The sequence below is a fragment of the Paraburkholderia sp. SIMBA_030 genome (genome assembly GCF_046535245.1).
Classification (GTDB): Bacteria; Pseudomonadota; Gammaproteobacteria; order Burkholderiales; family Burkholderiaceae; genus Paraburkholderia.
In genome coordinates this window covers 241,720-261,942 of sequence record NZ_JAWRXB010000012.1, presented here as the reverse complement: position 1 = coordinate 261,942, position 20,223 = coordinate 241,720, and the positions used below count along the sequence as shown (strand labels likewise).

Genomic DNA, 20,223 nt, shown 5'->3' with positions numbered 1-20,223 from the left:
AAGACTCAGGGAGACAGGTATGAAGAACCTCTTGATGCGGATTGCCCTGCCGGTCGTATTGGCTGCGAGCGGGGTGCAGGTGGCCGTCGCCGCGGACGCGATGGCCCAGTCGAATTCTGTCGCGGCGACAGCCTGGAACAAAGGCTCGCGATTCCGGCCCGATGAGGTAGCGGTCCTGTTCGTGATGGGGCAGAGCAACAGCGCCGGTCTTAACGGCCTACCCGCCGATCTGACGTTGACGGGAGCATCGGGTGCCGGGACCGGCGGTGGCATGCCGGCCCCCAACGTATGGGGTATCCGGAACGACGGCTGGGGAAACATCACCGGCAACGCAGACGGATCGGGTGCGCCGTTCACTCAACCGATCTCCTCCATCGATCACGTGTCGTGGGTGAACTGGACCGACAGCACATCGTCCGACATGAACCTGGGCTACTACGGCGGCAGCGGCAATGCCGCCAATTTCGCCGCGTATGCGTGGCAGTCGGCGATCAACGCGGGTGAGCCGTTGCCCGATCTGTACATCGTTCATATCGGCTGGGGCAGCCAGGGCGTGGATGTCGCGGACGATGCATTCAGCGGCTGCTGCGACTGGACGATGCACGGCGTGAATCTCTGGCAGCCCATGCTCGATTCGAGCAAGACGCCGACCTATGCGCTTGCACCGTTTGCTCGCCGCATGATGTACCTCGGACTGAAACAGATTCTCGCGACCGGTAAGAAACCGCGGATCCTGGGCCTGGAGTGGAACCAGTGGGAGGCGGAAGCCGCTCCGCTGAATACCGCTGGCAATGCGACGACGATTCGCCGCGCGCCGCAGAATTACGCGCACCTCTTCAGCAGTTTCTTTGCGGCGGTGGGCTCGACATTTCCGGTGATGATCGTGAGGCCGTTGTCGGTTGCTTACGACAACGTCACCAACGGGGTCGCTCCTTATAATCCCGCCGCGCTTGAATCCATGCAAAAGGTGTTCGGCAGCTTCATCGAAGCGAACTCTCGCGTCTTCAGTTTCGTCGATGCGTCGAAGTCGCCTGACTGGAATGGACAGCCGCCTGGCTTCGGCATTTTCGACGGCGGTACGCTAGGCGGCGGGGACGGGAGTGTGCACTACAACCTGGACACGCAGAAATGGTTCGGCGAGCAGGCACTTTCAGCGTGCCTCGGGCAGTCCAGAGTTTGCGGGCCGCGCATCGACAATCTGCCACAGCGGCCGCCGAACTGATCACTGTGCGCCTCCCGCTTCGTTATATCTACGGCTGTATTACTAAGCGGAATCCGAAAACCACCCTTCTTCGCCGATCAAAGGCACAAAAACCACATCGCCCAGATGTTCTTCATCGAATCGGGTTTCGCTTTTGCGCGTCAGCTTGATGAGCCGCTGATGCTCGCGCCCCCGTCCGACCGGCATGACAATACGCCCACCGGGCGCCAGCTGGTCGAGCCATGATTGCGGAACCCGGGGCCCGCCCGCCGCGGCAATGATCGCGTCGAACGGCGCGCGCTCAGGCAGGCCCAGCGTGCCGTCGGCATGATGTACGTCGACATTGCCGTAGCCCTGTTCCGCCAGCACGGCGCGCGCACGGTCCGCAAGCGAGCGATGCCGCTCGACACTATCCACGTGAGCGGCAAGCTGCGCGAGCACAGCGGCCGCATAGCCGGAGCCTGTGCCGACGTCGAGCACGCGGTCGCCGGGTTTGACCTCAGCCGCTTCAATCATTCGTGCGACCACGGCCGGCTGCGAGATCGTTTGCTCTTCGCCGATCGGCAAAGGCGTATCGCTGTACGCGAACCCGGACAATGCCTCCGGGACGAATCGGTGCCTCGGCACCGCGCGCATCGCCTCCAGCACGCGCGTGTCGCGAATGCCCCGGGCTCGCAGTTGATGCTCGACCATCCGGTTGCGCGCGTCGTCGAAATTTTCCATGACTTCAGTCGTGAGAGCACGCCGTTGTCCAACGACGGCAAAGGCCGCCGCCGTTGCATCAGGTTACCGCATTGCGTGCACCTGCGTCCGGATGCTTCGCGGCGGTTCGGCAGCGGCTGGGTTGGCCGGCAAGGTGACGGCGAGCCACGCTGACGGCGGCAGCGCTCGCGCATACATAGCGGGTCACGCCCCACACCTTTCGGCGAACATCCCTACTTCCTCCCATCGTTCGTTCGCGCGAGAATACTTGCGGGAGTCCGACGCCCTGCTCTGGTCTCCCCCTCTTTCGGAGGCCAACATGAGACGCCTGTACTTTTTGTTACCTCACGCGCAAAGCGCGAAGGCGATCATCAACGAACTCTTGCTGGAGCGGATCGAGTGGCGACATATTCACGTGATTGCCAGACAGGACGTGCCGCTCGAACATTTGCCGGAAGCCACGCTTACGCAGCGCAGCGACCTGCTTCCGGCACTCGCGCGAGGGACGGCGGCGGGCGGCGCTGTCGGGGCGCTGGCAGGCCTGGTCGCAATGGCCTTCCCACCTGCCGGTCTGACGATTGCGGGCGGCGCGCTGGTTGCAATCACGCTCGCCGGCGCGGGGTTCGGCGCGTGGGTGGCGCCGATGATCGGCGTCGACGTGCCGAACACGCGATTGAAGCGCTTCGAGGACGCGATCGCGCGCGGTGAAATCCTGATGCTGGTCGATGTTGCGAAAGATCGCGTTGACGAAATCGAACAGATGGTCAAGCTTCACCACGCGGAGGCCGACATCCGGGGGACAGATCCGACCATTCCCGCGTTTCCATAACCGGCTTGCATGCAACGCGACGAAAGTGCGTATCCCTTGATGTCCGACGAAAGCGGTGCATCGTAGCGGGCGTGCGAGGTCGCATGAGCCCCCACGCTGGTGACGAATGCCGATGCCCCGCGCCGGAAACCGCCTACTCTTAAGATGCCCGGTTGGGCGTCAATCAGAAAGGAGGATGACCATGCGTATGCTTCTCAACATACGAATACCCCATGAACCGTTCAACACTTTTGTGCGCGACGGCACGGTCGGGGAAGTGATGGCGAGGATTCTCGAAGAGACGAAACCGGAGGCCGCGTACTTTACCGAGCAAAATGGGGCACGCGGAGCAGTACTCGTCGTCAACCTCGATGATCCGTCGGGGATTCCTGCACTCGCGGAGCCCTGGTTTCTGAAATTCAACGCCGACTGCGAGTTCCGCATCGCGATGGTGGTGGAGGACCTCAGAAAAGCCGGGTTGGAGAATCTCGGATCGAAATGGAAATAGTCCCGGCGACGCAAACGCCCGGCTAACCCGCAAGCGCCTTTGCCCGCGCGTTTGCCCCGTAACGCAAGCAAAGGCGCGCTTGCGGCCAACCTGGCTTGAACTCGCCCGATCTCAGCCGATCTCACCCGAGTTCAAACGAGGTCACGCCGAACACACGTTCGAGTGCAAGCGTGGGAGGCTCCCGCGTGTACATTCGCGCGGTTTCAAAGACACTTGTCATGCCGTGCCGTTCGGCCAGCGCGACAGCGGCCGGGTTGGTCTCAGGCACGTCGAGAACGATGACCTCGCCCGGCATACGCGCGACCAGGCCGTCGAACAGATCGCTCGCAATCTGCTCGCTATCCGCGAACAGCGGGCCGATCTTGCAACCTGTCCTGCAACGGCGCAGCACGCCGTATCCCGCGACACGGCCAGCGCGGTCTGCCGCCAGCGCGACGGCGTCCGGTTGCCCGATCCATGCGGCGAGGAAGCGCGCACGCGCGGCAGGAAAGCATTGGCGGTCGTAGTCGACAAGCTGCTCGAACGGCAGGTCCGAGGCATTTGAAAGGTTCGAGTGAGTTGCGCCTTGCGCGACGCCCTGAAAGCGGATGTTGCGATACGCGAGTGCAAAGCCGGACTTTCTGTAGTTCGCCTGCTGAGCGAGGACGCCGTCGAGGCCTACGTTGCGGTTTTGCAGATAGTTCATCCCGCGTTGCCATATGCGGATGCCGAAGCCTTTGCCGCGAAAGGCGGGTTTCACGATATACAGGCCGATGAAGCCGAAGTGTTCGTCGTAGGCAACCGCTGAAATGCAGGCGATCGGTTCGCCTCGCCATTCGCCGATGAAGAAACCGTCCGGGTCGGCTGACCGAAAGCACGGTGCATCGTGGAGGCCGGGGTTCCAGCCCTCCGAGGCAGCCCACTCAACCGATAGCTCGACCTCGCCGGTCGACATGGTTCGCACGATGAAATCGTCAGGGTTACTCATGTTCCGGTTGCCCTCCCGGCGGGTTTGGCTGTTTGCCTACGGTGTTGGTCTTTCCTTGCTTTTTGCTGCCTGCTCGGCGCTTGTTGTCTGTGTGCCTGCGGTGTTGGCCTTTCCTTGATTTCGTTGTGGTCTATTAGCGTTCCCCCTGTGCGGGGGAGCACCTACTTTTCTTTGCCGGCCGCAAAGAAAAGTAGGCAAAAGAAAGCGGCTCAAACCGCTAACTTTTAAGCGGGTCTCCTGGCTTGGAGGAGGTAGTGGAGCATCTGGAATCCGTGCTCCCGCACACTCCGCGCTGGTGACAAGGCCGTCATACTTCCGGCGGCGCTGCGCGCGCCGTGGCGGTACTTCACAAAACCATCGGGTACTTCCGGCACCTGCCGTGGATCAAGCGTAACGGCCTATCTTTGCGGCGCTAGCGTCACTCGCGACTGCATTCCTTTGCTTCGCTGACGCAACTCGCAACTGTGTTTCGCTCGGCCAAGCGACCCGCACTTCCATAATTCAGCACCTCGCCGGGGCGAAGCCGATGGCCCCCAACCACGCGCAAACGAAGCCACTGGTTTCCCTGGCAGACCCGTCCGCGGCGCACATAGTGCGAGGCGGGAGAAATGATGCCGGAGGCGCCAATCCGCTATCGGTGTTGTGAAGTACCGCTACGGCGCGCGCAGCGCCGCCGGAAAAATGACTGCCTTGTCACCAGCGCGGAGTGTGCGAGAACACCGATTCCAGATGCTCCACTACCTCCTCCAAGCCAGGGGCCCCGCTTAAGAATTAGCGGTTTGAGCCGCTTTCTTTTGCCTACTTTTCTTTGCGGCCGGCAAAGAAAAGTAGGTGCCCCCCGCACAGGGGGAACGCTAATAGACCACTAACAAATCAAGGAAAGGCCAACGCCGCAGGCGCACAACCAAATCGCCGAGCAGGCAAAAAAATCACCATCAATTCGATACGGACTCAGTATGCACCACGGCCGACCCCGCGGTTTTCACCGCGCCATGACCATCAATACCATGCTGAATAGCATAAATCTCGCGGTTCCGCGCGATGGCGGCATCCGTAGGCGGATAGTTATTTTCCGACGTCGGCACATAGCCTTCCGCCTGCGCTTGCGCCAGTTGCGCAACAACCTCAGCGCGGGTCAGTCCTGACGAAGCACTTTGTGCGAAAGCATTCGCGCCGAACGACAAGCCAAGAGCAGCAGCAACAAAGGCAGTAAGCAATTTCATGACGTCTCTCCGATTTGACTAGAAGTAAGTGGCTTGAACCACGCCTCCCATTCTTGTCATTTCAGCTGTCCGCGCACTGACCCGCACATTACCGTTTTGATATCTGCACCTCCACCCGCACGCCGCGCTTCAACCCTCTCGCAGATAACAGACTTGTAATCTAGCAGACCGTAGCGGGTAAGGCCCCATCATCCACACTCCTGACCTAACGAAGCTCGTATCAAGCGCCGCTCATTATGTCGAAGACGGCCGCCTCCCTCTGTCTCTTTTCAGGAATCCGTCATGTGGATTGTCAAGCTCGCGCTGCGCCGCCCATATACGTTCGTGGTTCTCGCGGTGCTGATCTTTATCGTCGGCCCGCTCGCGATACTGCGTACGCCGACCGATATCTTTCCGAACATCGACATTCCGGTGGTCAGCATCGTCTGGTCGTATAACGGCTTTTCCGCGCAGGACATGGCCAATCGCATCACGTCGAATTACGAGCGCGCGCTCACCTCCGACGTCGACGATATCGAGCACATCGAATCGCAATCGCTGAACGGCGTGTCGGTCGTGAAAATCTTTTTCCACCAGGGCGCGGACATCAACCGCGCGATTGCCGAGGCGGCCTCCAATTCGGCGTCGATTCTGCGCGTGCTGCCGCCCGGCACGCTGCCGCCGAACATCATTACGTACAACGCGTCGACAGTGCCGATCCTGCAACTGGGACTGTCCAGCGACACGCTGTCCGAACAGCAGCTCTACGACCTCGGCAACAGCCAGATCCGCACGCAACTGGCGACGGTCCAGGGCGCTTCGGTGCCGTTGCCGTTCGGCGGCAAGGTGCGGCAGATCATGGTCGACATCGATCCGCGCGCATTGCAGGCAAAAGGCCTCTCCCCGCTCGACGTGGTCAACGCGGTCAACGCACAAAACCTGATTCTGCCGGGCGGCACCGCGAAGATCGGCACGAAGGAATACAACGTGCAGATGAACGGCAGCACCGACACCGTCGCCGCGCTGAACGATCTGCCGATCAAGACCGTCGCCGGCGGCGTGGTGTACGTGCATGACGTCGCCCATGTGCGCGACGGCTATGCGCCGCAAACCAACATCGTGCGCAGCAACGGCAAACGCGCGGCGCTTCTGACCGTCGAGAAATCCGGCAGCACGTCGACGCTGACCATCATCCAGCAGGTCAAGGCGATGCTGCCGCATATCGCCGCCGGCTTGCCCAGCGCGCTGCACATCACCGCGTTGTCCGATCAATCCGTATTCGTGAAGTCAGCGGTGGTGGGCGTGGCGCGCGAAGCGCTGATCGCCGCTTGCCTGACCGCCTTGATGATCCTGCTGTTTCTCGGCAGCTGGCGTGCCACGCTGATCATCGCGGTATCGATTCCGCTCGCGGTGCTGACCTCGCTGATCGCACTCGCGGCACTCGGGCAAACCATCAACATCATGACGCTCGGCGGGCTTGCACTCGCCGTGGGCATTCTCGTCGACGACGCCACCGTCGCGATCGAGAACATCACGCATCATCTGGAGAACGGCGAGTCGCTGCAGGATGCGATTCTGATCGGCTCCGGCGAAATCGCGGTGCCGACTTTCGTGTCGACGCTGTCGATCTGCATCGTGTTCGTGCCGATGTTCCTGCTGTCCGGCGTCGCGCGCTATCTGTTCGTGCCGCTCGCGGAAGCCGTGGTGTTCGCGATGTGCGCGTCGTACTTCTTTTCGCGCACGCTGGTGCCGACGCTCGCGATGTACCTGATGCGCGCGCGCAGCAATGCGCCGCTCACGGGCAACGGTCCGTTTGCCCGCCTGATCCGCTTCCAGGCGGGCTTCGAGCAGCGCTTCGAACGGTTGCGCGAACGCTATCGCGGCGTGCTGGGCTCGGCGATCGCGAGGCCGCGCCGTTTCATCGCGATCTTCCTGCTTCTGTGTATCGGCTCGCTCGCGCTGGTGCCGTTTGCCGGCAGCGACTTTTTCCCGGCCGTCGATACCGGCGAAATCCGCCTGCATCTGCGCGCGCCGACCGGCACACGTATCGAAGACACGGCACGTATCACCGATGAAGTCGAAGCCCGCGTACGCAGCGTAATTCCGAAGCAGGAACTGGCGGCGATGCTCGACAACATCGGCGTGCCGGTGAGCGGCATCAATCTGACCTACGACTCGTCGGACCCGATCGGCCCCGAAGATGCGGATGTGATGATCACGCTCGCGGCCCATCACAAACCCACCGCGCAATACGTGGCGACGCTGCGTACCACGCTCGCCCACGCGTTCCCCGGCGTGACCTTTGCGTTCCTGCCGGCCGACATCGTCAGCCAGATTCTCAACTTCGGCCTGCCCGCGCCGATCGATATCCAGATCGTCGGCAACAAGCTCGACGCCAACCGCGTCGTCGCGGACCGTTTGCTCACGCAATTGCGCAGTGTGCGCGGCCTGGTGGACGCGCGTATCCAGCAACCGGGCGACGCCCCGGCGATCAACGTGAACGTCGACCGCACGCGCGCGATTCAGGCCGGTCTGCTGCAACGCGACGTGTCGCAAAACCTGCTGATCGCGTTGTCCGGCAGTTCGCAAACATCGCCGAATTTCTGGCTCGACCCGAAGAACGGCGTCAGCTATCCGCTGATGTCGATGATGCCTCAGTACGATATCAACTCGCTTCAGGCACTGGCCAACATTCCGGTCGCGCAGATCGGCGGTGCGGGCACGGCCGGCGGCACCACGACGGCCGCGGCCAATCCCGCCGGCCCCGCGCCGCAGAACCTGCTCGGCGCGCTGAGCACGCTGTCGCGCGGCACCCAGCAGGCGGTCGTGTCGCACTACAACGTGCAGCCCGTGCTGGACATTTTTGCGTCGGCTCAAGGCCGCGACCTCGGCGGCGTGGCGGCCGACGTGACCCGGCTCGTCGATCAGATCCGGCCACAACTGCCGCCCGGTGCATCGATCGTCGTGCGCGGCCAGGTGCAGGCGATGCACGACTCGTTCACAGGTCTCGCAAGCGGCCTCGTATTCGCGATCGCCCTCGTCTACCTGCTGATGGTCGTCAACTTCCAGTCGTGGCTCGATCCGTTCATCACCATCAGCGGCTTGCCGGGCTCGCTCGCGGGCATCGCGTGGATGCTCTTCAGCACTGGCACACGCCTGAGCGTACCGGCATTGACGGGGACCATTCTGTGCATCGGCATTGCGACGGCCAACAGCATTCTCGTGATCAACACCGCGCGCGAACTGCATCACGGCGGCAAGCCGCCGTTGCAGGCGGCGCTCGAAGCCGGCTTCAGCCGCTTCCGTCCAGTGCTGATGACCGCACTCGCGATGCTGATCGGCATGCTGCCGATGGCGCTCGGCCTCGGCGACGGCGGCGAACAGAACGCCCCGCTCGGGCGGGCGGTGATCGGCGGCCTCGCGCTCGGCACGGTCTCGACCTTGCTGTTCGTGCCGGTCGTCTACGGGACGGTGCATGCGTGGCTCGAAAGACGCCGCGCGGCTCGACAAGACACGCAAGAATCCGGCATACCCGCCCGCACACATTGATTCCGACGAGACCCTTCCCATGAACGATTCATCCCTTCCGCCCGTACGGTCCGATCAATCTGCTCATTCCGGTCGGCCAATGAGCGACGCAGAAACAACCACCCACGCCGACACGGCTGCGTCCGCGTTCACGCCCGCCGACACGGCTGCACGCGCGTCCACGCCCGCCGCGGATGCCGGCCCAAACCCGCGCCGCCGCCTGTGGCCGCTCGCGTTGGGCGGACTTGCCGCTGCCTTGCTGATCGCCGGCATCGTGCCGCGTTTGCATGCGAGCACCGCGCTGACGCAGCAAACGGCAGCACAGAGCTTCGTCAACGTGGCGGTGGTCACGCCGCGCGCCGCGCCGTCGGTCCACGAACTACTGCTGCCCGGCGCGGTAACGCCGTTCGCGGAAGCGTCGATCTACGCACGCACGAGCGGCTATCTGGCCCACTGGAACACCGATATCGGCGCCAAGGTAAAAAGCGGCCAGACGCTCGCCACCATCGACGCGCCCGATCTGGACGCGCAACTGCGCCAGGCCCGCGCCGACGAAGCGACCGCGCAGGCCAACTTCGATTACGCAAAGACCACCGCACAGCGCTGGCAGGACATGCTGAAAACGCAATCGGTCGCGCAGCAGGACGCGGATACCAAGGTCAGCGACATGGAAGCGCGGCGCGCGATGCTGGCGTCGGCGCAGGCCAACGTCGCGCATCTGGCCGAACTGGTCTCGTACGAGAAGATCACCGCGCCGTTCGACGGTGTCATCACCGCCCGCAACGTCGACGTCGGCGCACTGGTGACGGCGGGCGGCACGCCCGGCACGGCCGGCATGTCGGGCGAGCTGTTTCACATTCAGCAGACCGGCGTGCTGCGCGTGTTCATCGACGTGCCGCAGAACGACGCGCCCTACGTCACGCCCGACACCGGCGTGTATCTGACGGCCCAGCAGTATCCGGGCCGGCAGATCGCCGCGAAGGTGGCGCGCAGCACGGGCGCGATCGACCCCGCGAGCCGCACGTTGCGGGTCGAAGTCGACGTCGATAACAAGGATGGCGCGTTGATGCCCGGCGCGTACGCGCAGGTGCATCTGCAGTTGCAAGCGTCGTCGCCCGCGCTCGATCTGCCGGTCAGCGCTCTGCTGTTCCGCCCGGACGGCGTGACAGTCGCCGTGGTGGACAAGAACGGCAAGGTGGCGCTGAAGACGGTTCACATCGGCCGCGATTTCGGCACGCATGTGGAAATCACCACGGGTCTCGCGGCAACCGACCGGGTCATCGACAGCCCGGGCGATTCGCTGAGCGCCGGACAAGCCGTCCAGATCATCCCGGCCACCCATAGCTGAGCGCCCGTCTTCGAAAGGATCTGCCGATGTTTCAGATGAAATTGCCACGCACGTTGATGCGCCGTTTACCGAGTCCGCGGTTGGGCCTGTGCTTGCGGCCGCGCTTGAGCTTGCGCTTGCTGCCGCGATTGGAGCTGCGCTTGCTGCCGCGCTTGCAAACGCACTTGCACCCGCGTCGGTGCCCGCTATCGCGCCGTGTGCTTGCCGTCACGCTGATCGGTGCACTACTGAGCGCGTGCTCGACGCTGCCGCCCTACCAGCGGCCCACCACCGAGATCCCCGCGCAGTACGCAGGCGCCACAGCCGGCTGGGCGCAGGCCGCGCCTGCCGACGCGGCGCCGCGCGGCCCATGGTGGACCATTTTCAACGACCCGGTACTCAATCAACTCGAAGCGCGTATCGACGTCTCGAATCAGACCGTGCGCAAAGCGGTCGCGCAGGTCCAGCAAGCGCGTTCGATGGTCGATTATCAGCGCGCCGGCTTGTTCCCGACCGTCACGGCCGGTCTCGCGCAAAATCGCTCGCGGACCTCGCAGAACCTCGTGGACCGCGCGCTCGCGGGCAAGACCATTCCCGACTATTCGACCGGCGTGTCGGCGAGCTGGGAGCCCGATCTGTTCGGCCGGGTGCACGACAGCGTGGTCGGCGCGCAGGCCGACGCCCAGGCAAGCGAAGCGGACCTCGAAGCCGTGCGGCTGTCGATGAGCGCCGATCTGGCCGTCGACTATTTCGCGCTACGCTCGCTCGATACGCAGAAGAAGCTGCTCGACGATAGCGTGAGCGCGTACGCCGCCGCGCTGCAACTGCTGCAGCAGCAACTGAAAAACGGCGCGATCGATGCATCCGCGGTCGCCCAGGCCACCACGCAACTCGAAGCGACGCGCACCCAGGACACCGACATCGACGTGACGCGCGCGCAAATGCAGCATGCGATCGCGACCTTGATCGGCGAACCCGCTTCGAGCTTCACGCTGCCGCCGAACGGCTCCTCGCCGAGCGCGCCGCCGATTCCGGTCGGACTGCCGTCGCAATTGCTCGAACGGCGGCCCGACATTGCCGCCGCCGAACGGCGCGTGGCGTCGGCGAACGCGCAGATCGGCGTGGCGCACGCGGCATTTTTCCCGGACCTGGTTCTGTCGGCCAGCACCGGGCTGGAGAGCACGTTCTTCGCGCCGTGGCTGACCGCGCCGAGTCTGTTCTGGTCCCTCGGGTCGCAACTCGCCGGCACGCTGTTCGACGGCGGCAGGCGCACGGCCGCTCTGCACGGCGCGACGGCACAATACGACGGCACGGTCGCCGACTACCGGCAAACGGTGCTGGTGGCGTTCCAGCAGGTCGAAGACAATCTGTCAGCCTTACATTCGCTCGCCGACGAAGCCGCCAGCCAGCAGCGCGCGACGACGGCCGCCGACCTGTCATTGCGGCTGACGACCAACCGCTTCAAAGCCGGCGCAGTCAGCTATCTCGACGTGGTGACCGCACAGACGATCGCATTGACGAACCAGCGCACCGCGGATCAGATTGCCGCGCGCCAGTTGGAGTCGAGTGTGTTGTTGCTGAAGGCGTTGGGCGGCACGTGGCACGGTCAAGTCACGCAACCCGCCGGAACGTGAGAATGAAACGCGTGCTTCGCGCGTCGCTCTCGGCATGCACCGAGCCGCCATGCAGTTCCATGATCGTGCGCACAATGGCGAGGCCGAGGCCGGTGGAACCCGTGGACCCTTGCGATAAGCCGGAAGACGGCAGTGAACTGCGCGACGGGTCGATACGATAGAAACGGTCGAAAATCCGTTCGAGATGCTCTTGAGCAATCGGCTGCCCCTGGTTCGAGACGGTGACGCGCACCTCGTCGCCGGATGCAGCGGCGTCGAGCACGATCTCGCCGCCGCGCGGCGTGTAGCGGATTGCGTTGGCGAGCAGATTGCTGACGGCGCGGCGAAACAGCTCCAGATCGGCCGTCAGCCTGGCGGCGCCGGTAACGCGCAGGCTGACGTTCGCATCTTCGGCGATACCTTCGAAGTACTCGCCAATGTGCGTCAATTCCTGTCCGGCGTCGAACTCGCGCATGTGTTTGACGAACTGCGGATGTTCGGCGCGCGCGAGGAACAGCACGTTTTCGATCATTCGCGACAGGCGATCGCATTCCTCCAGATTCGACGCCAGCAGCGCCTCGTATTCGTCCGCGGAACGAGGCCGGGCAAGCGCCACTTCGGCGGCGCCGCGCATGTTGCTGAGCGGCGTGCGCATATCGTGTGCGAGGTCGGCGGTGAAACGCGACAGACGCTGAAAGCCTTGCTCCACGCGCTCAAGCATTGCATTCAAGGACACCACCAGCGCTTCGAGTTCACGCGGCACGCGCGCAACGGCAACCCGTGTATTCAGACGATTGACCGTGACGCGGCTCGCGCTTGCCGCGATATCGCGCAACGGCCGCAATGCTGCGCGAATCAGCAGATAGCCCAGCAGCATCGCGAGAATCACGCCGGCGGTGCCCGCCAGGTGCAGCTTGTCGCGATAGCGATCGAGCATCAGCCAGCGGTCGCTCATGTTGCGCGCCACCAACACGCTGGCCACTTCGCCGTCACGCAACCTCGCGTCAGTCAGGATGCCGCGGATCGGTGCGCCGTCGCGGCCGCTCCAGTCAGCGATGGCGGTCTCGGTGATGCGCGCTGAAGCAGGAATGCGCGTCAACGGCGGCAAGGCGGCGGTGGTCGCGACGCCGCTGGCTTCGTTGGCTTCACTGGCCTCGCTGGCTTCATTGGGGTCGCTGGCTGCGGTCTCACTGGCCTCACTGGCTGCGCCGGCGTCATGGGCTTCAGCGGCGCCGACCGGCGCGGCGAAGGTGTTGGCGAGGTTGTGTCCGAACACCTGACGTCCGTCGGGATCGAAGACTTCCATCGACATCGCACGATTGCCAAGCACGATGCTGGTCAGACGGTCGCTGTGTTCGCGAATCCCCTTCGACGTGCCGAGCTCCTGTGCAAGACGTCGTGCATGACGGGCGGCGAGCACGATGTCGAGATCGTCTTGCGCCTTGATCTGCCGTTCCAGCGCGAGATACAGAAAACTGCCGACCAGAACGAAGACGGTGAGCGTGGTGGCGCCGAATGCAAACGCGAGCGTCGCGGCGAGCGAGCGGCTGCGCATCAAGGGGCGTCCTTCAGTTCGAGCACATAGCCGACGCCGCGCACCGTATGGATCAGCTTGACGGGAAAGTTGTCGTCGATCTTGGTGCGCAGCCGCCGGATCGCGACTTCGACGACATTGGTGTCGCTGTCGAAGTTCATATCCCAGACATAGGATGCGATTTGCGTGCGGCTCAGCACTTCGCCTTGACGGCGCGCGAGCAATTGCAGCAGCGAGAACTCGCGCGGCGTGAGATCGATGCGTATGCCGGCGCGCTTCACGCGCCGGCGATTGACGTCCATTTCCAGGTCGCCCACCTTGATCAGCTCGCTCTCACGCGGCGGCCCACGGCGCGCCAGCGTGCGCACGCGCGCCAGCAATTCGACGAATGCGAAGGGTTTGACCAGGTAGTCGTCTGCCCCGAGTTCGAGGCCGCGGACGCGGTCGTCGACGTCGTCGCGAGCGGTCAGGAACAGCACCGGGGTCGTGCGCGTGCTGCGCAGCGTTTTGACGATGGTCCAGCCGTCCATGCCCGGCAGCATCACGTCGAGCACGATCACGTCGTATTCCTCTTCCTGCGCGAGCATGAGGCCTTGCGGGCCGTCGTTCGCCACGTCGACTGCGTAGCCGGACTCCTCAAGGCCTTTCTTCAGATAGGCCGCTGTTTTCAGCTCGTCCTCGATCACCAGGATTCGCATGGGGTTGACTCCGCTTTGCTTGATTTTTTAATCATACCGGCAAGCGGTGGGGAGAGAGATTACGATCCGGTAATATTCTTGCCTTTCGCGGCGGCATGTTCCCATGCGCCTGCCGCGTTGCTGTTATTCTTCCCTCTCCCGACCGTCATCCGGTCGCCTGCCGCCGCCCCCGAGCGGCGTTCCCGAGCGGCGCGCTCACGCGCCCCGGCATCAGCGAGACAGGAATTGGCATGTTTGGTTTTCTGCGCGGCTATTTTTCCAACGACCTGGCGATCGATCTCGGCACGTCGAACACCCTGATCTACATGCGCGGCAAGGGCATCGTGCTGGACGAACCGTCGGTCGTGTCGATCCGCCAGGAAGGCGGCCCGAACGGCAAAAAGATCATTCTGGCCGTCGGCAAGGAAGCGAAACAGATGCTCGGCAAAGTGCCGGGCAACATCGAGGCGATCCGCCCGATGAAGGACGGCGTGATCGCCGACTTCAACATCACCCAGCAGATGATCAAGCGCTTCATCCAGATGGCGCACGAATCGCGGATGTTCGCGCCGTCGCCGCGCATCATCATCTGCGTGCCGTGCGGCTCCACCCAGGTCGAACGGCGCGCGATCAAGGAAGCCGCGCATAGCGCGGGCGCCTCGCAGGTCTATCTGATCGAAGAGCCGATGGCCGCGGCAACCGGCGCCGGCCTGCCGGTGTCGGAGGCGACCGGCTCGATGGTGGTGGACATCGGCGGCGGCACCACCGAGGTGGGCGTGATCTCGCTGGGCGGCATCGTCTACAAAGGCTCGGTGCGCGTGGGCGGCGACAAGTTCGACGACGCCATCGTCAACTACATCCGCCGCAACTACGGGATGCTGATCGGCGAGCAGACGGCCGAGGCGATCAAGAAGGAAATCGGCTCCGCGTTTCCGGGCTCGGAAATCAAGGAGATGGAAGTCAAGGGCCGCAACATGTCGGAAGGCATCCCGCGCAGCTTCACGGTTTCCAGCAACGAGATTCTCGAAGCGCTCACCGATCCGTTGAACCAGATTGTCTCGGCGGTCAAGATCGCGCTTGAACAGACACCGCCGGAACTCGGCGCCGACATCGCCGAGCGCGGCATCATGCTGGCGGGCGGCGGCGCGTTGCTGCGCGATCTCGACCGGCTGCTGGCCGAAGAGACCGGCCTGCCGGTGTTCGTCGCCGAAGCGCCGCTCACGTGCGTGGTGCGCGGCTCGGGCATGGCGCTCGAGCGCATGGATAAATTCGGCGGAGCGTTCTCGTACGAATGACGCTTGCGAGGCGCGCGCCAGGAGTAGCGATGCACCACCTGAATCTCGCCCGCTCGAGCGGCGGCATGGTCACCAGCCCTCATGCGCTCGCGAGTACCGCCGGACTCGACGTATTGCGCACGGGAGGCAATGCGATCGAAGCCGCGATTGCGATTGGTGCGGCGCTGTGCGTGACGTATCCGCATTTCACGGGTCTTGGCGGCGACGCCTTCTGGGTGATCGGCGACCGGCACGGGATGTTGCGCACGGTGTCAGGCGTCGGCCAGGCTGCGGCGACACTTCCTTCGTTCGACGGCGCCGTTCCTTTGCGCGGCGCTGCATCCGCCCTCACCACCGCAGCGACCGTCGATACGTGGCATCAGGCTTACGCGATCAGCAAGACCTCATGGGGCGGTCAACGGTCATGGGCCTCGCTATTCGACCGTGCACTCGAGTATGCATCGGACGGATTTCCAGTTACGCCGTCGCAGCACTTCTGGCAAAGCTTGCGCGCTGATGAACTGCACGCGCAGCCAGGCTTTGCGGCGATCTTCGCACCGCACGGCAGGATTCCCGCGATCGCAGAGCGCTTTGTGCAGCCGGCGCTTGCGCGCAGCATCGAGAGGATTGCCCGCCTCGGCGCGCTCGAGTTTTATGAAGGCGAGCTGGCGGAACGGATCGCGCGCGGTTTGCAGGAGGCAGGCTCGCCGCTGACTTTGAACGATCTCGCAAGAACGCAGGCACGCGATGAAGCGCCATTGCGCGTCGCCTATCGCGGCGGCGAGCTGGTGAGCATGCGCCCGCCGACTCAGGGCGTCACGACCTTGCAGATCATGGGCACGCTCGATCGCTTCGACCTTGGGTCGATCGCCGAAGGCAGCGCCGATTACTACCACCTGCTGGTTGAAGCGGTGAAATGCGCGTTCGTGGATCGCGACCGCTTCGTATCGGACCCCGAGTTCAACCACGTGCCGGTCGACGACATGCTGTCGCCCGCCAGTCTCGACGCGCACGCGCGCTCGATCGACATGCGCGCGGCCCGCGCATGGCCGCACGTTTTCCGTCCGGGCGATACTGTGTTCATCGGCGCGACGGATAGTCAGGGCCGCAGCGTAAGCGTGCTGCAAACGGTCTACTTCGATTGGGGCAGCGGCGTGGTTGCGGGCGATACGGGGATTCTGTGGCACAACCGCGGCGCGTCGTTCAGCACGAATCCCGTCCATCACAACGCCGTGCAACCCGGCAAACGGCCCTTCCACACGCTCAATCCCGGCATTTACCTGAAACACGGAGGTCCACATCTGCTGTTCGGCACGCAAGGCGCGGACGGTCAGCCACAAACGCTAGCCGCGATTCTCACGCGCCTGATCGATTACGGCATGGATCCGCTCACCGCCCTCGCCCGCCCGCGCTTTCTGCTCGGCAAGACCTTCTCCGATACGCGCGATGCGTTGAAGCTCGAGGAAGACGCGGGCGCCGACGTGTTCGCGGAGCTAGCCGCGCGTGGTCACGAGGTGAGCGCCATTCCGGCGCAAAGTCCGCTCGCGGGTCACCCCGGCGTGATCCGCATCGAGCCGAACGGCGCGGCCTGTGGTGCGCACGATCCGCGCAGCGACGGCCGCGCGCTCGGCGTCGATGAAGACGCCTGAATCACTTGAGTGTGGTGACGAGTGCGATCGGGCGCGGCACGATCAGGCTCGCCATCAGCTTGTAGCGCTGATATTCGGTGATCGCTTCAAAGTCGATTTCCATGGTTGGCCGCAGAGATGCCGAGCAACTGGCCAAGACTTTTTTCGCCCCGCATTCGCGACGTTTCAATACGCTCCTGGAGGTCGCGAAGATGTGCTTCCATATGGGCCATCGCGCCGGTTGCGTCGCGCGCCTCGATGCAATCGACGATTGCCGCGTGTTCCGCGTGCTCACATGGCGCGTGACCCGGCGGTTCGTACACGCCGACGATCAGCGAGCAGCGCGACACCAGTTCCTTCAGATAGTTTTGCAGGATCGAATTACCCGCCAGCGCGGCGATGCGCATGTGAAAACCGCTGGTGAGCGTGGCCCACGACGGCTGATCGAAGCGATGCATCGCTTCGTGCTCGTCGGCCAGTTGTTGACGCAACACCTCGATGTCCTTGCCGCTCGCGCGCTGAACCGCCAACTCGACCAGCATGCGTTCGACGGAGCGCCGCGCTTCGAAGATCTCGCGCGTCTCTTCCGGCGTCGGTTCGGCGATCACCGCGCCCTTGTTCGGACGCAACACGACGATGCCGTCGTAGGCGAGCTTTTCCAGCACTCGTCGCACGACGGCGCGTCCCACGCCGAACAGCTGGCACAGATCGGGTTCCGGCAGCTTCGTGCCGGGCGTCAGACGGTGGTTCAGCACGCCGTCAAAGATCGACTGATAGATGCGCGCGTCGACGTCCGCGTCGTGCTTTCGCGTATTTTTCGCGGTGGCCGCGCCGGCTTCAGCGTTCATGCGCGTGCCGGGTGCAGTACGCCTTCCCGTTCCAGGTCGTCCATATGACGCGCGATCGCGCCTGGCGTCGTGATCCACACATCGCCTTTCGCCCGCGCGGCGGCGATGTGTTCAAGCGCACGGCGCAGATGCCTCAGCCGATACGGTTGCCCCACCAGGTAAGGATGCAGCGCGATGCCCATCACGAGCGCCTGCGGACTCGTTGCGCGGTTGGCCTGTTCGAGCATCTCGTCGAACTGATCGACGATCATCTCGCCGAAAGCGCGGCCGTCCATATGACGGCCCACCATCATCGGCAAATCGTTGAGTTCCTGCGGATACGGAATCGACCACAACGGCGCGCCACGCGTGCTCATTCGCACGGGGCGGTCGTCGTGGCACCAGTTCAGCGTGTAGCGATAGCCGGTCTCGGCCAGCAGATCGGGCGTCAGATGCGACTCCGAGATCCACGGCGAGAGCCAGCCGTCCGGCGGCGTGCCGGCTTCCTCGGCGATGCGCTCGCGGCAATGCAGAAGCAGCGCACGTTCGCCGTGTTCGTCGAGATCGCTCTGCCGATGCGCATTCGTGTGACCGTGGCCGATCAATTCGTCGCCACGCGCCACGCAGGCCGCAATCAGTTCCGGGCAATGGTCGTAGAGCGCGGTATTGATGAGCGCGCCGGCCGGCAAGTCGAGCTGATCGAACAGTTCGATGCAACGCCAGGCCCCTACCCGGTTGCCATACTCGCGCCAACTGTAATTCAGCACATCCGGTTGCGGCGAGATCGGCCCGAGCGCGGCGCCGAGTCCTTCGCCGAAGGCAAAGTGTTCGATGTTGAAGCCTAGATAGACCGCAAGTCCGGTATCACCGGGCCAGCGGAACGCGTCGCTGTCCGTGATCGGGCGATAGGCGAAGCGGCCGTGCGTGGCGAGCAACTGGCGAGCGCGGTTCTGCACTGTGGGCATGTTCCGTGAGTCGTTCATTTAAAGAAGCCATCGGTGACGATAAGCGACGGGTAGTGCGCCGGATGAACCGGGTTGGCCGGATCGTGCCCCGTCACGGATCGAAAACGCACCGCGATCGCGCAGATAAGCCCGTTTGATCGCCGACGATCGATGCGTCGGATCGTTTGCAATATGTGAGCCAACTTGTAGACGTTAAGCACCGCAGCGCGCTTGCAATGAGCAAGCATGCCGATGCGACGGATGGCACATGTCTTGCGTTTGCATGGTTTCGCATACGCTGCGGGTTTCCACCGCGCTCGCGGCCAGCCTTCGCCGTTCACGAGGACACCCACTTCATGATTCAGCCTGCTTCAACGGTGCTCGAAACCAAAGCCGCCGATATCGAACTGGTGCACGTGTCGAAGCAATACGGCGACGCGCTCGCCGTCGACGCGATCGATCTGCGCATTGCGGGCGGCCAGTACTGCTGTCTGCTCGGGCCATCCGGATGCGGCAAGACGTCGACCTTGCGCATGATCGCCGGGCATGAATCGGTCACCGAAGGCGACATCCTGATCGCGAGCCGCAACGTCACACGCGAAGAGCCCGCCGCCCGCGGCACCGCCATGGTGTTTCAGAACTATGCGCTGTTCCCGCATCTGAGCGCGCTCGATAACGTCGCGTTCAGCCTGAAGATGCGCGGCGTCGCTAAGGACATGCGCCGCAAACGTGCAGGCGAACTGCTGGAGCTCGTCGCGATGTCGGCGTATGCCGAACGCAAACCGGCGCAACTATCGGGCGGCCAGCAGCAGCGCGTGGCGCTCGCGCGTGCGTTGCTGAATCAGCCCGGCTGCCTGTTGCTCGACGAACCGCTGTCCGCGCTCGATCCATTCCTGCGGGTTCAGATGCGCGCCGAACTCAAGCGCTGGCAGAAAGAACTCGGCATCACCTTCGTGCATGTCACGCACTCGCAGGAAGAAGCGATGGCGCTCGCCGATCTGGTGGTCGTGATGAGCCATGGCCGCATCGAACAAAGCGGGTCGCCGCACGAAGTCTTCAACCGTCCGCGTACCGAGTTCGTCGCGCGCTTTCTTGGCGGCCACAACGTATTCAATACGAACGGCCGCTTGTTTACCGTGCGCGCCGACCATTTGCGCGTGGTCCCGCACGGCGTGACGCCGGTCCAGACGGCGGGCGGCGAAAGCGGTCTCACGCGAATTGGCGGCGTGCCGTGCACGGTGCGCGAAGCGGAATACCAGGGCACCCATTTGCGCGTGACACTCGACCCGCTCGACGGCTCACCCGAACTGATCTCGCTCGTGAGCGACGGCGATTACGATCCGGCGCGGCTGGGTCCCAACGCGCGCGTGGTGGTCTGGTGGAACGAACAGGACGCCCACCCGCTGGCAGCTTGAGCGTTTGCACGGTATCGCGCTATATGGCGGTAAAGAGAACGTCTGATGAACTGGAACGTCAACCGAGC

17 protein-coding genes and 1 pseudogene are annotated in these 20,223 nt (G+C 63.8%); 9 read left to right on the top strand and 9 right to left on the bottom strand.

Annotation, left to right across the window (positions count from 1 at the left end; genetic code table 11):
• Positions 1–19: 19 nt before the first annotated feature.
• Positions 20–1,222: a hypothetical protein gene (locus SB772_RS22165; protein ID WP_410835342.1), complete on the top strand. Its 1,203-nt coding sequence runs from the start codon at positions 20–22 to the stop codon at positions 1,220–1,222.
• Positions 1,223–1,264: 42 nt separating this feature from the next.
• Here the strand turns inward: SB772_RS22165 and SB772_RS22160 are convergent, their stop codons facing one another.
• Positions 1,265–1,924, bottom strand: coding sequence for a protein-L-isoaspartate(D-aspartate) O-methyltransferase (locus SB772_RS22160; protein ID WP_410835341.1), 660 nt, complete (start codon positions 1,922–1,924; stop codon positions 1,265–1,267).
• Positions 1,925–2,222: 298 nt separating this feature from the next.
• Between SB772_RS22160 and SB772_RS22155 the strand changes: the two genes are divergently transcribed.
• On the top strand, positions 2,223–2,732 hold the full coding sequence (locus tag SB772_RS22155; RefSeq protein WP_410835340.1) for a DUF1269 domain-containing protein: 510 nt from the start codon (positions 2,223–2,225) through the stop codon (positions 2,730–2,732).
• Between the two features lie 181 nt (positions 2,733–2,913).
• Positions 2,914–3,219 carry a panthothenate synthetase gene (locus SB772_RS22150; protein ID WP_410835339.1) on the top strand — a complete coding sequence of 102 codons (306 nt, stop codon included), beginning with the start codon at positions 2,914–2,916 and terminating at the stop codon, positions 3,217–3,219.
• A gap of 121 nt (positions 3,220–3,340) precedes the next feature.
• Here SB772_RS22150 and SB772_RS22145 read toward each other — a convergent pair whose 3' ends face one another.
• Both SB772_RS22145 and SB772_RS22140 read right to left on the bottom strand, forming a co-directional pair.
• Positions 3,341–4,186 (bottom strand): GNAT family N-acetyltransferase, encoded by an 846-nt coding sequence (locus tag SB772_RS22145; protein WP_410835338.1) that lies wholly within the window; start codon positions 4,184–4,186, stop codon positions 3,341–3,343.
• Between the two features lie 935 nt (positions 4,187–5,121).
• A complete protein-coding gene (locus SB772_RS22140) occupies positions 5,122–5,409 on the bottom strand; it encodes a DUF4148 domain-containing protein (RefSeq protein WP_410835337.1) in 288 nt (95 codons plus the stop codon).
• Positions 5,410–5,691: 282 nt separating this feature from the next.
• Here SB772_RS22140 and SB772_RS22135 point away from each other — a divergent pair, with 282 nt between their 5' ends.
• The 3 genes from SB772_RS22135 (at position 5,692) to SB772_RS22125 (ending at position 11,877) form a co-directional block, all read left to right on the top strand.
• Positions 5,692–8,937 (top strand): efflux RND transporter permease subunit, encoded by a 3,246-nt coding sequence (locus SB772_RS22135; protein WP_410835336.1) that lies wholly within the window; start codon positions 5,692–5,694, stop codon positions 8,935–8,937.
• Between the two features lie 19 nt (positions 8,938–8,956).
• Positions 8,957–10,264, top strand: coding sequence for an efflux RND transporter periplasmic adaptor subunit (locus SB772_RS22130; protein ID WP_410835335.1), 1,308 nt, complete (start codon positions 8,957–8,959; stop codon positions 10,262–10,264).
• Positions 10,265–10,428: 164 nt separating this feature from the next.
• Positions 10,429–11,877, top strand: a complete 1,449-nt coding sequence (locus SB772_RS22125; RefSeq protein WP_410835355.1) for an efflux transporter outer membrane subunit — start codon at positions 10,429–10,431, stop codon at positions 11,875–11,877.
• On the opposite strand, the gene SB772_RS22120 is transcribed toward SB772_RS22125, so the two are convergent.
• Entirely contained in the window at positions 11,855–13,411 is a 1,557-nt protein-coding gene (locus tag SB772_RS22120; protein WP_410835334.1) for a heavy metal sensor histidine kinase, read from the bottom strand. The genes SB772_RS22125 and SB772_RS22120 overlap by 23 nt on opposite strands.
• Complete coding sequence (locus SB772_RS22115; RefSeq protein WP_410835333.1) at positions 13,411–14,088, bottom strand: heavy metal response regulator transcription factor; 678 nt, start codon at positions 14,086–14,088, stop codon at positions 13,411–13,413. Before SB772_RS22115 ends, SB772_RS22120 begins: the two co-directional genes overlap by 1 nt.
• Before the next feature lie 230 nt (positions 14,089–14,318).
• Between SB772_RS22115 and SB772_RS22110 the strand changes: the two genes are divergently transcribed.
• Both SB772_RS22110 and SB772_RS22105 read left to right on the top strand, forming a co-directional pair.
• Complete coding sequence (locus SB772_RS22110; RefSeq protein WP_410835332.1) at positions 14,319–15,362, top strand: rod shape-determining protein; 1,044 nt, start codon at positions 14,319–14,321, stop codon at positions 15,360–15,362.
• 29 nt (positions 15,363–15,391) lie between these two features.
• Positions 15,392–16,990, top strand: a complete 1,599-nt coding sequence (locus SB772_RS22105; RefSeq protein ID WP_410835331.1) for a gamma-glutamyltransferase family protein — start codon at positions 15,392–15,394, stop codon at positions 16,988–16,990.
• 7 nt (positions 16,991–16,997) lie between these two features.
• Here SB772_RS22105 and SB772_RS22100 read toward each other — a convergent pair.
• From SB772_RS22100 to SB772_RS22085, 4 genes and pseudogenes are all read right to left on the bottom strand, one after another.
• Positions 16,998–17,093, bottom strand: a pseudogene (locus SB772_RS22100) (flavin reductase family protein); the annotation flags it as partial.
• Positions 17,077–17,817 (bottom strand): GntR family transcriptional regulator, encoded by a 741-nt coding sequence (locus SB772_RS22095; RefSeq protein ID WP_410835330.1) that lies wholly within the window; start codon positions 17,815–17,817, stop codon positions 17,077–17,079. The pseudogene SB772_RS22100 and the gene SB772_RS22095, both read right to left, overlap by 17 nt.
• Positions 17,814–18,779, bottom strand: a complete 966-nt coding sequence (locus SB772_RS22090; RefSeq protein WP_410835329.1) for a polysaccharide deacetylase family protein — start codon at positions 18,777–18,779, stop codon at positions 17,814–17,816. The genes SB772_RS22095 and SB772_RS22090 overlap by 4 nt, the downstream gene beginning before the upstream one ends.
• Positions 18,776–19,081 carry a hypothetical protein gene (locus tag SB772_RS22085; protein WP_410835328.1) on the bottom strand — a complete coding sequence of 102 codons (306 nt, stop codon included), beginning with the start codon at positions 19,079–19,081 and terminating at the stop codon, positions 18,776–18,778. The genes SB772_RS22090 and SB772_RS22085 overlap by 4 nt, the downstream gene beginning before the upstream one ends.
• A gap of 15 nt (positions 19,082–19,096) precedes the next feature.
• Between SB772_RS22085 and SB772_RS22080 the strand changes: the two genes are divergently transcribed.
• Positions 19,097–20,155 carry an ABC transporter ATP-binding protein gene (locus tag SB772_RS22080; protein WP_410835327.1) on the top strand — a complete coding sequence of 353 codons (1,059 nt, stop codon included), beginning with the start codon at positions 19,097–19,099 and terminating at the stop codon, positions 20,153–20,155.
• The last annotated feature ends 68 nt before the right edge of the window (positions 20,156–20,223 follow it).

What these genes read in the sequence shown, in the direction of transcription:
- SB772_RS22165 (WP_410835342.1), top strand. Translation starts at nt 20, where the DNA reads ATGAAGAACCTCTTGATGCGGATTGCCCTGCCGGTCGTATTGGCTGCG.
- SB772_RS22160 (WP_410835341.1), bottom strand. Translation starts at nt 1,924, where the DNA reads ATGGAAAATTTCGACGACGCGCGCAACCGGATGGTCGAGCATCAACTG.
- SB772_RS22155 (WP_410835340.1), top strand. Translation starts at nt 2,223, where the DNA reads ATGAGACGCCTGTACTTTTTGTTACCTCACGCGCAAAGCGCGAAGGCG.
- SB772_RS22150 (WP_410835339.1), top strand. Translation starts at nt 2,914, where the DNA reads ATGCGTATGCTTCTCAACATACGAATACCCCATGAACCGTTCAACACT.
- SB772_RS22145 (WP_410835338.1), bottom strand. Translation starts at nt 4,186, where the DNA reads ATGAGTAACCCTGACGATTTCATCGTGCGAACCATGTCGACCGGCGAG.
- SB772_RS22140 (WP_410835337.1), bottom strand. Translation starts at nt 5,409, where the DNA reads ATGAAATTGCTTACTGCCTTTGTTGCTGCTGCTCTTGGCTTGTCGTTC.
- SB772_RS22135 (WP_410835336.1), top strand. Translation starts at nt 5,692, where the DNA reads ATGTGGATTGTCAAGCTCGCGCTGCGCCGCCCATATACGTTCGTGGTT.
- SB772_RS22130 (WP_410835335.1), top strand. Translation starts at nt 8,957, where the DNA reads ATGAACGATTCATCCCTTCCGCCCGTACGGTCCGATCAATCTGCTCAT.
- SB772_RS22120 (WP_410835334.1), bottom strand. Translation starts at nt 13,411, where the DNA reads ATGCGCAGCCGCTCGCTCGCCGCGACGCTCGCGTTTGCATTCGGCGCC.
- SB772_RS22115 (WP_410835333.1), bottom strand. Translation starts at nt 14,088, where the DNA reads ATGCGAATCCTGGTGATCGAGGACGAGCTGAAAACAGCGGCCTATCTG.
- SB772_RS22110 (WP_410835332.1), top strand. Translation starts at nt 14,319, where the DNA reads ATGTTTGGTTTTCTGCGCGGCTATTTTTCCAACGACCTGGCGATCGAT.
- SB772_RS22105 (WP_410835331.1), top strand. Translation starts at nt 15,392, where the DNA reads ATGCACCACCTGAATCTCGCCCGCTCGAGCGGCGGCATGGTCACCAGC.
- SB772_RS22095 (WP_410835330.1), bottom strand. Translation starts at nt 17,817, where the DNA reads ATGAACGCTGAAGCCGGCGCGGCCACCGCGAAAAATACGCGAAAGCAC.
- SB772_RS22090 (WP_410835329.1), bottom strand. Translation starts at nt 18,779, where the DNA reads ATGAACGACTCACGGAACATGCCCACAGTGCAGAACCGCGCTCGCCAG.
- SB772_RS22080 (WP_410835327.1), top strand. Translation starts at nt 19,097, where the DNA reads ATGATTCAGCCTGCTTCAACGGTGCTCGAAACCAAAGCCGCCGATATC.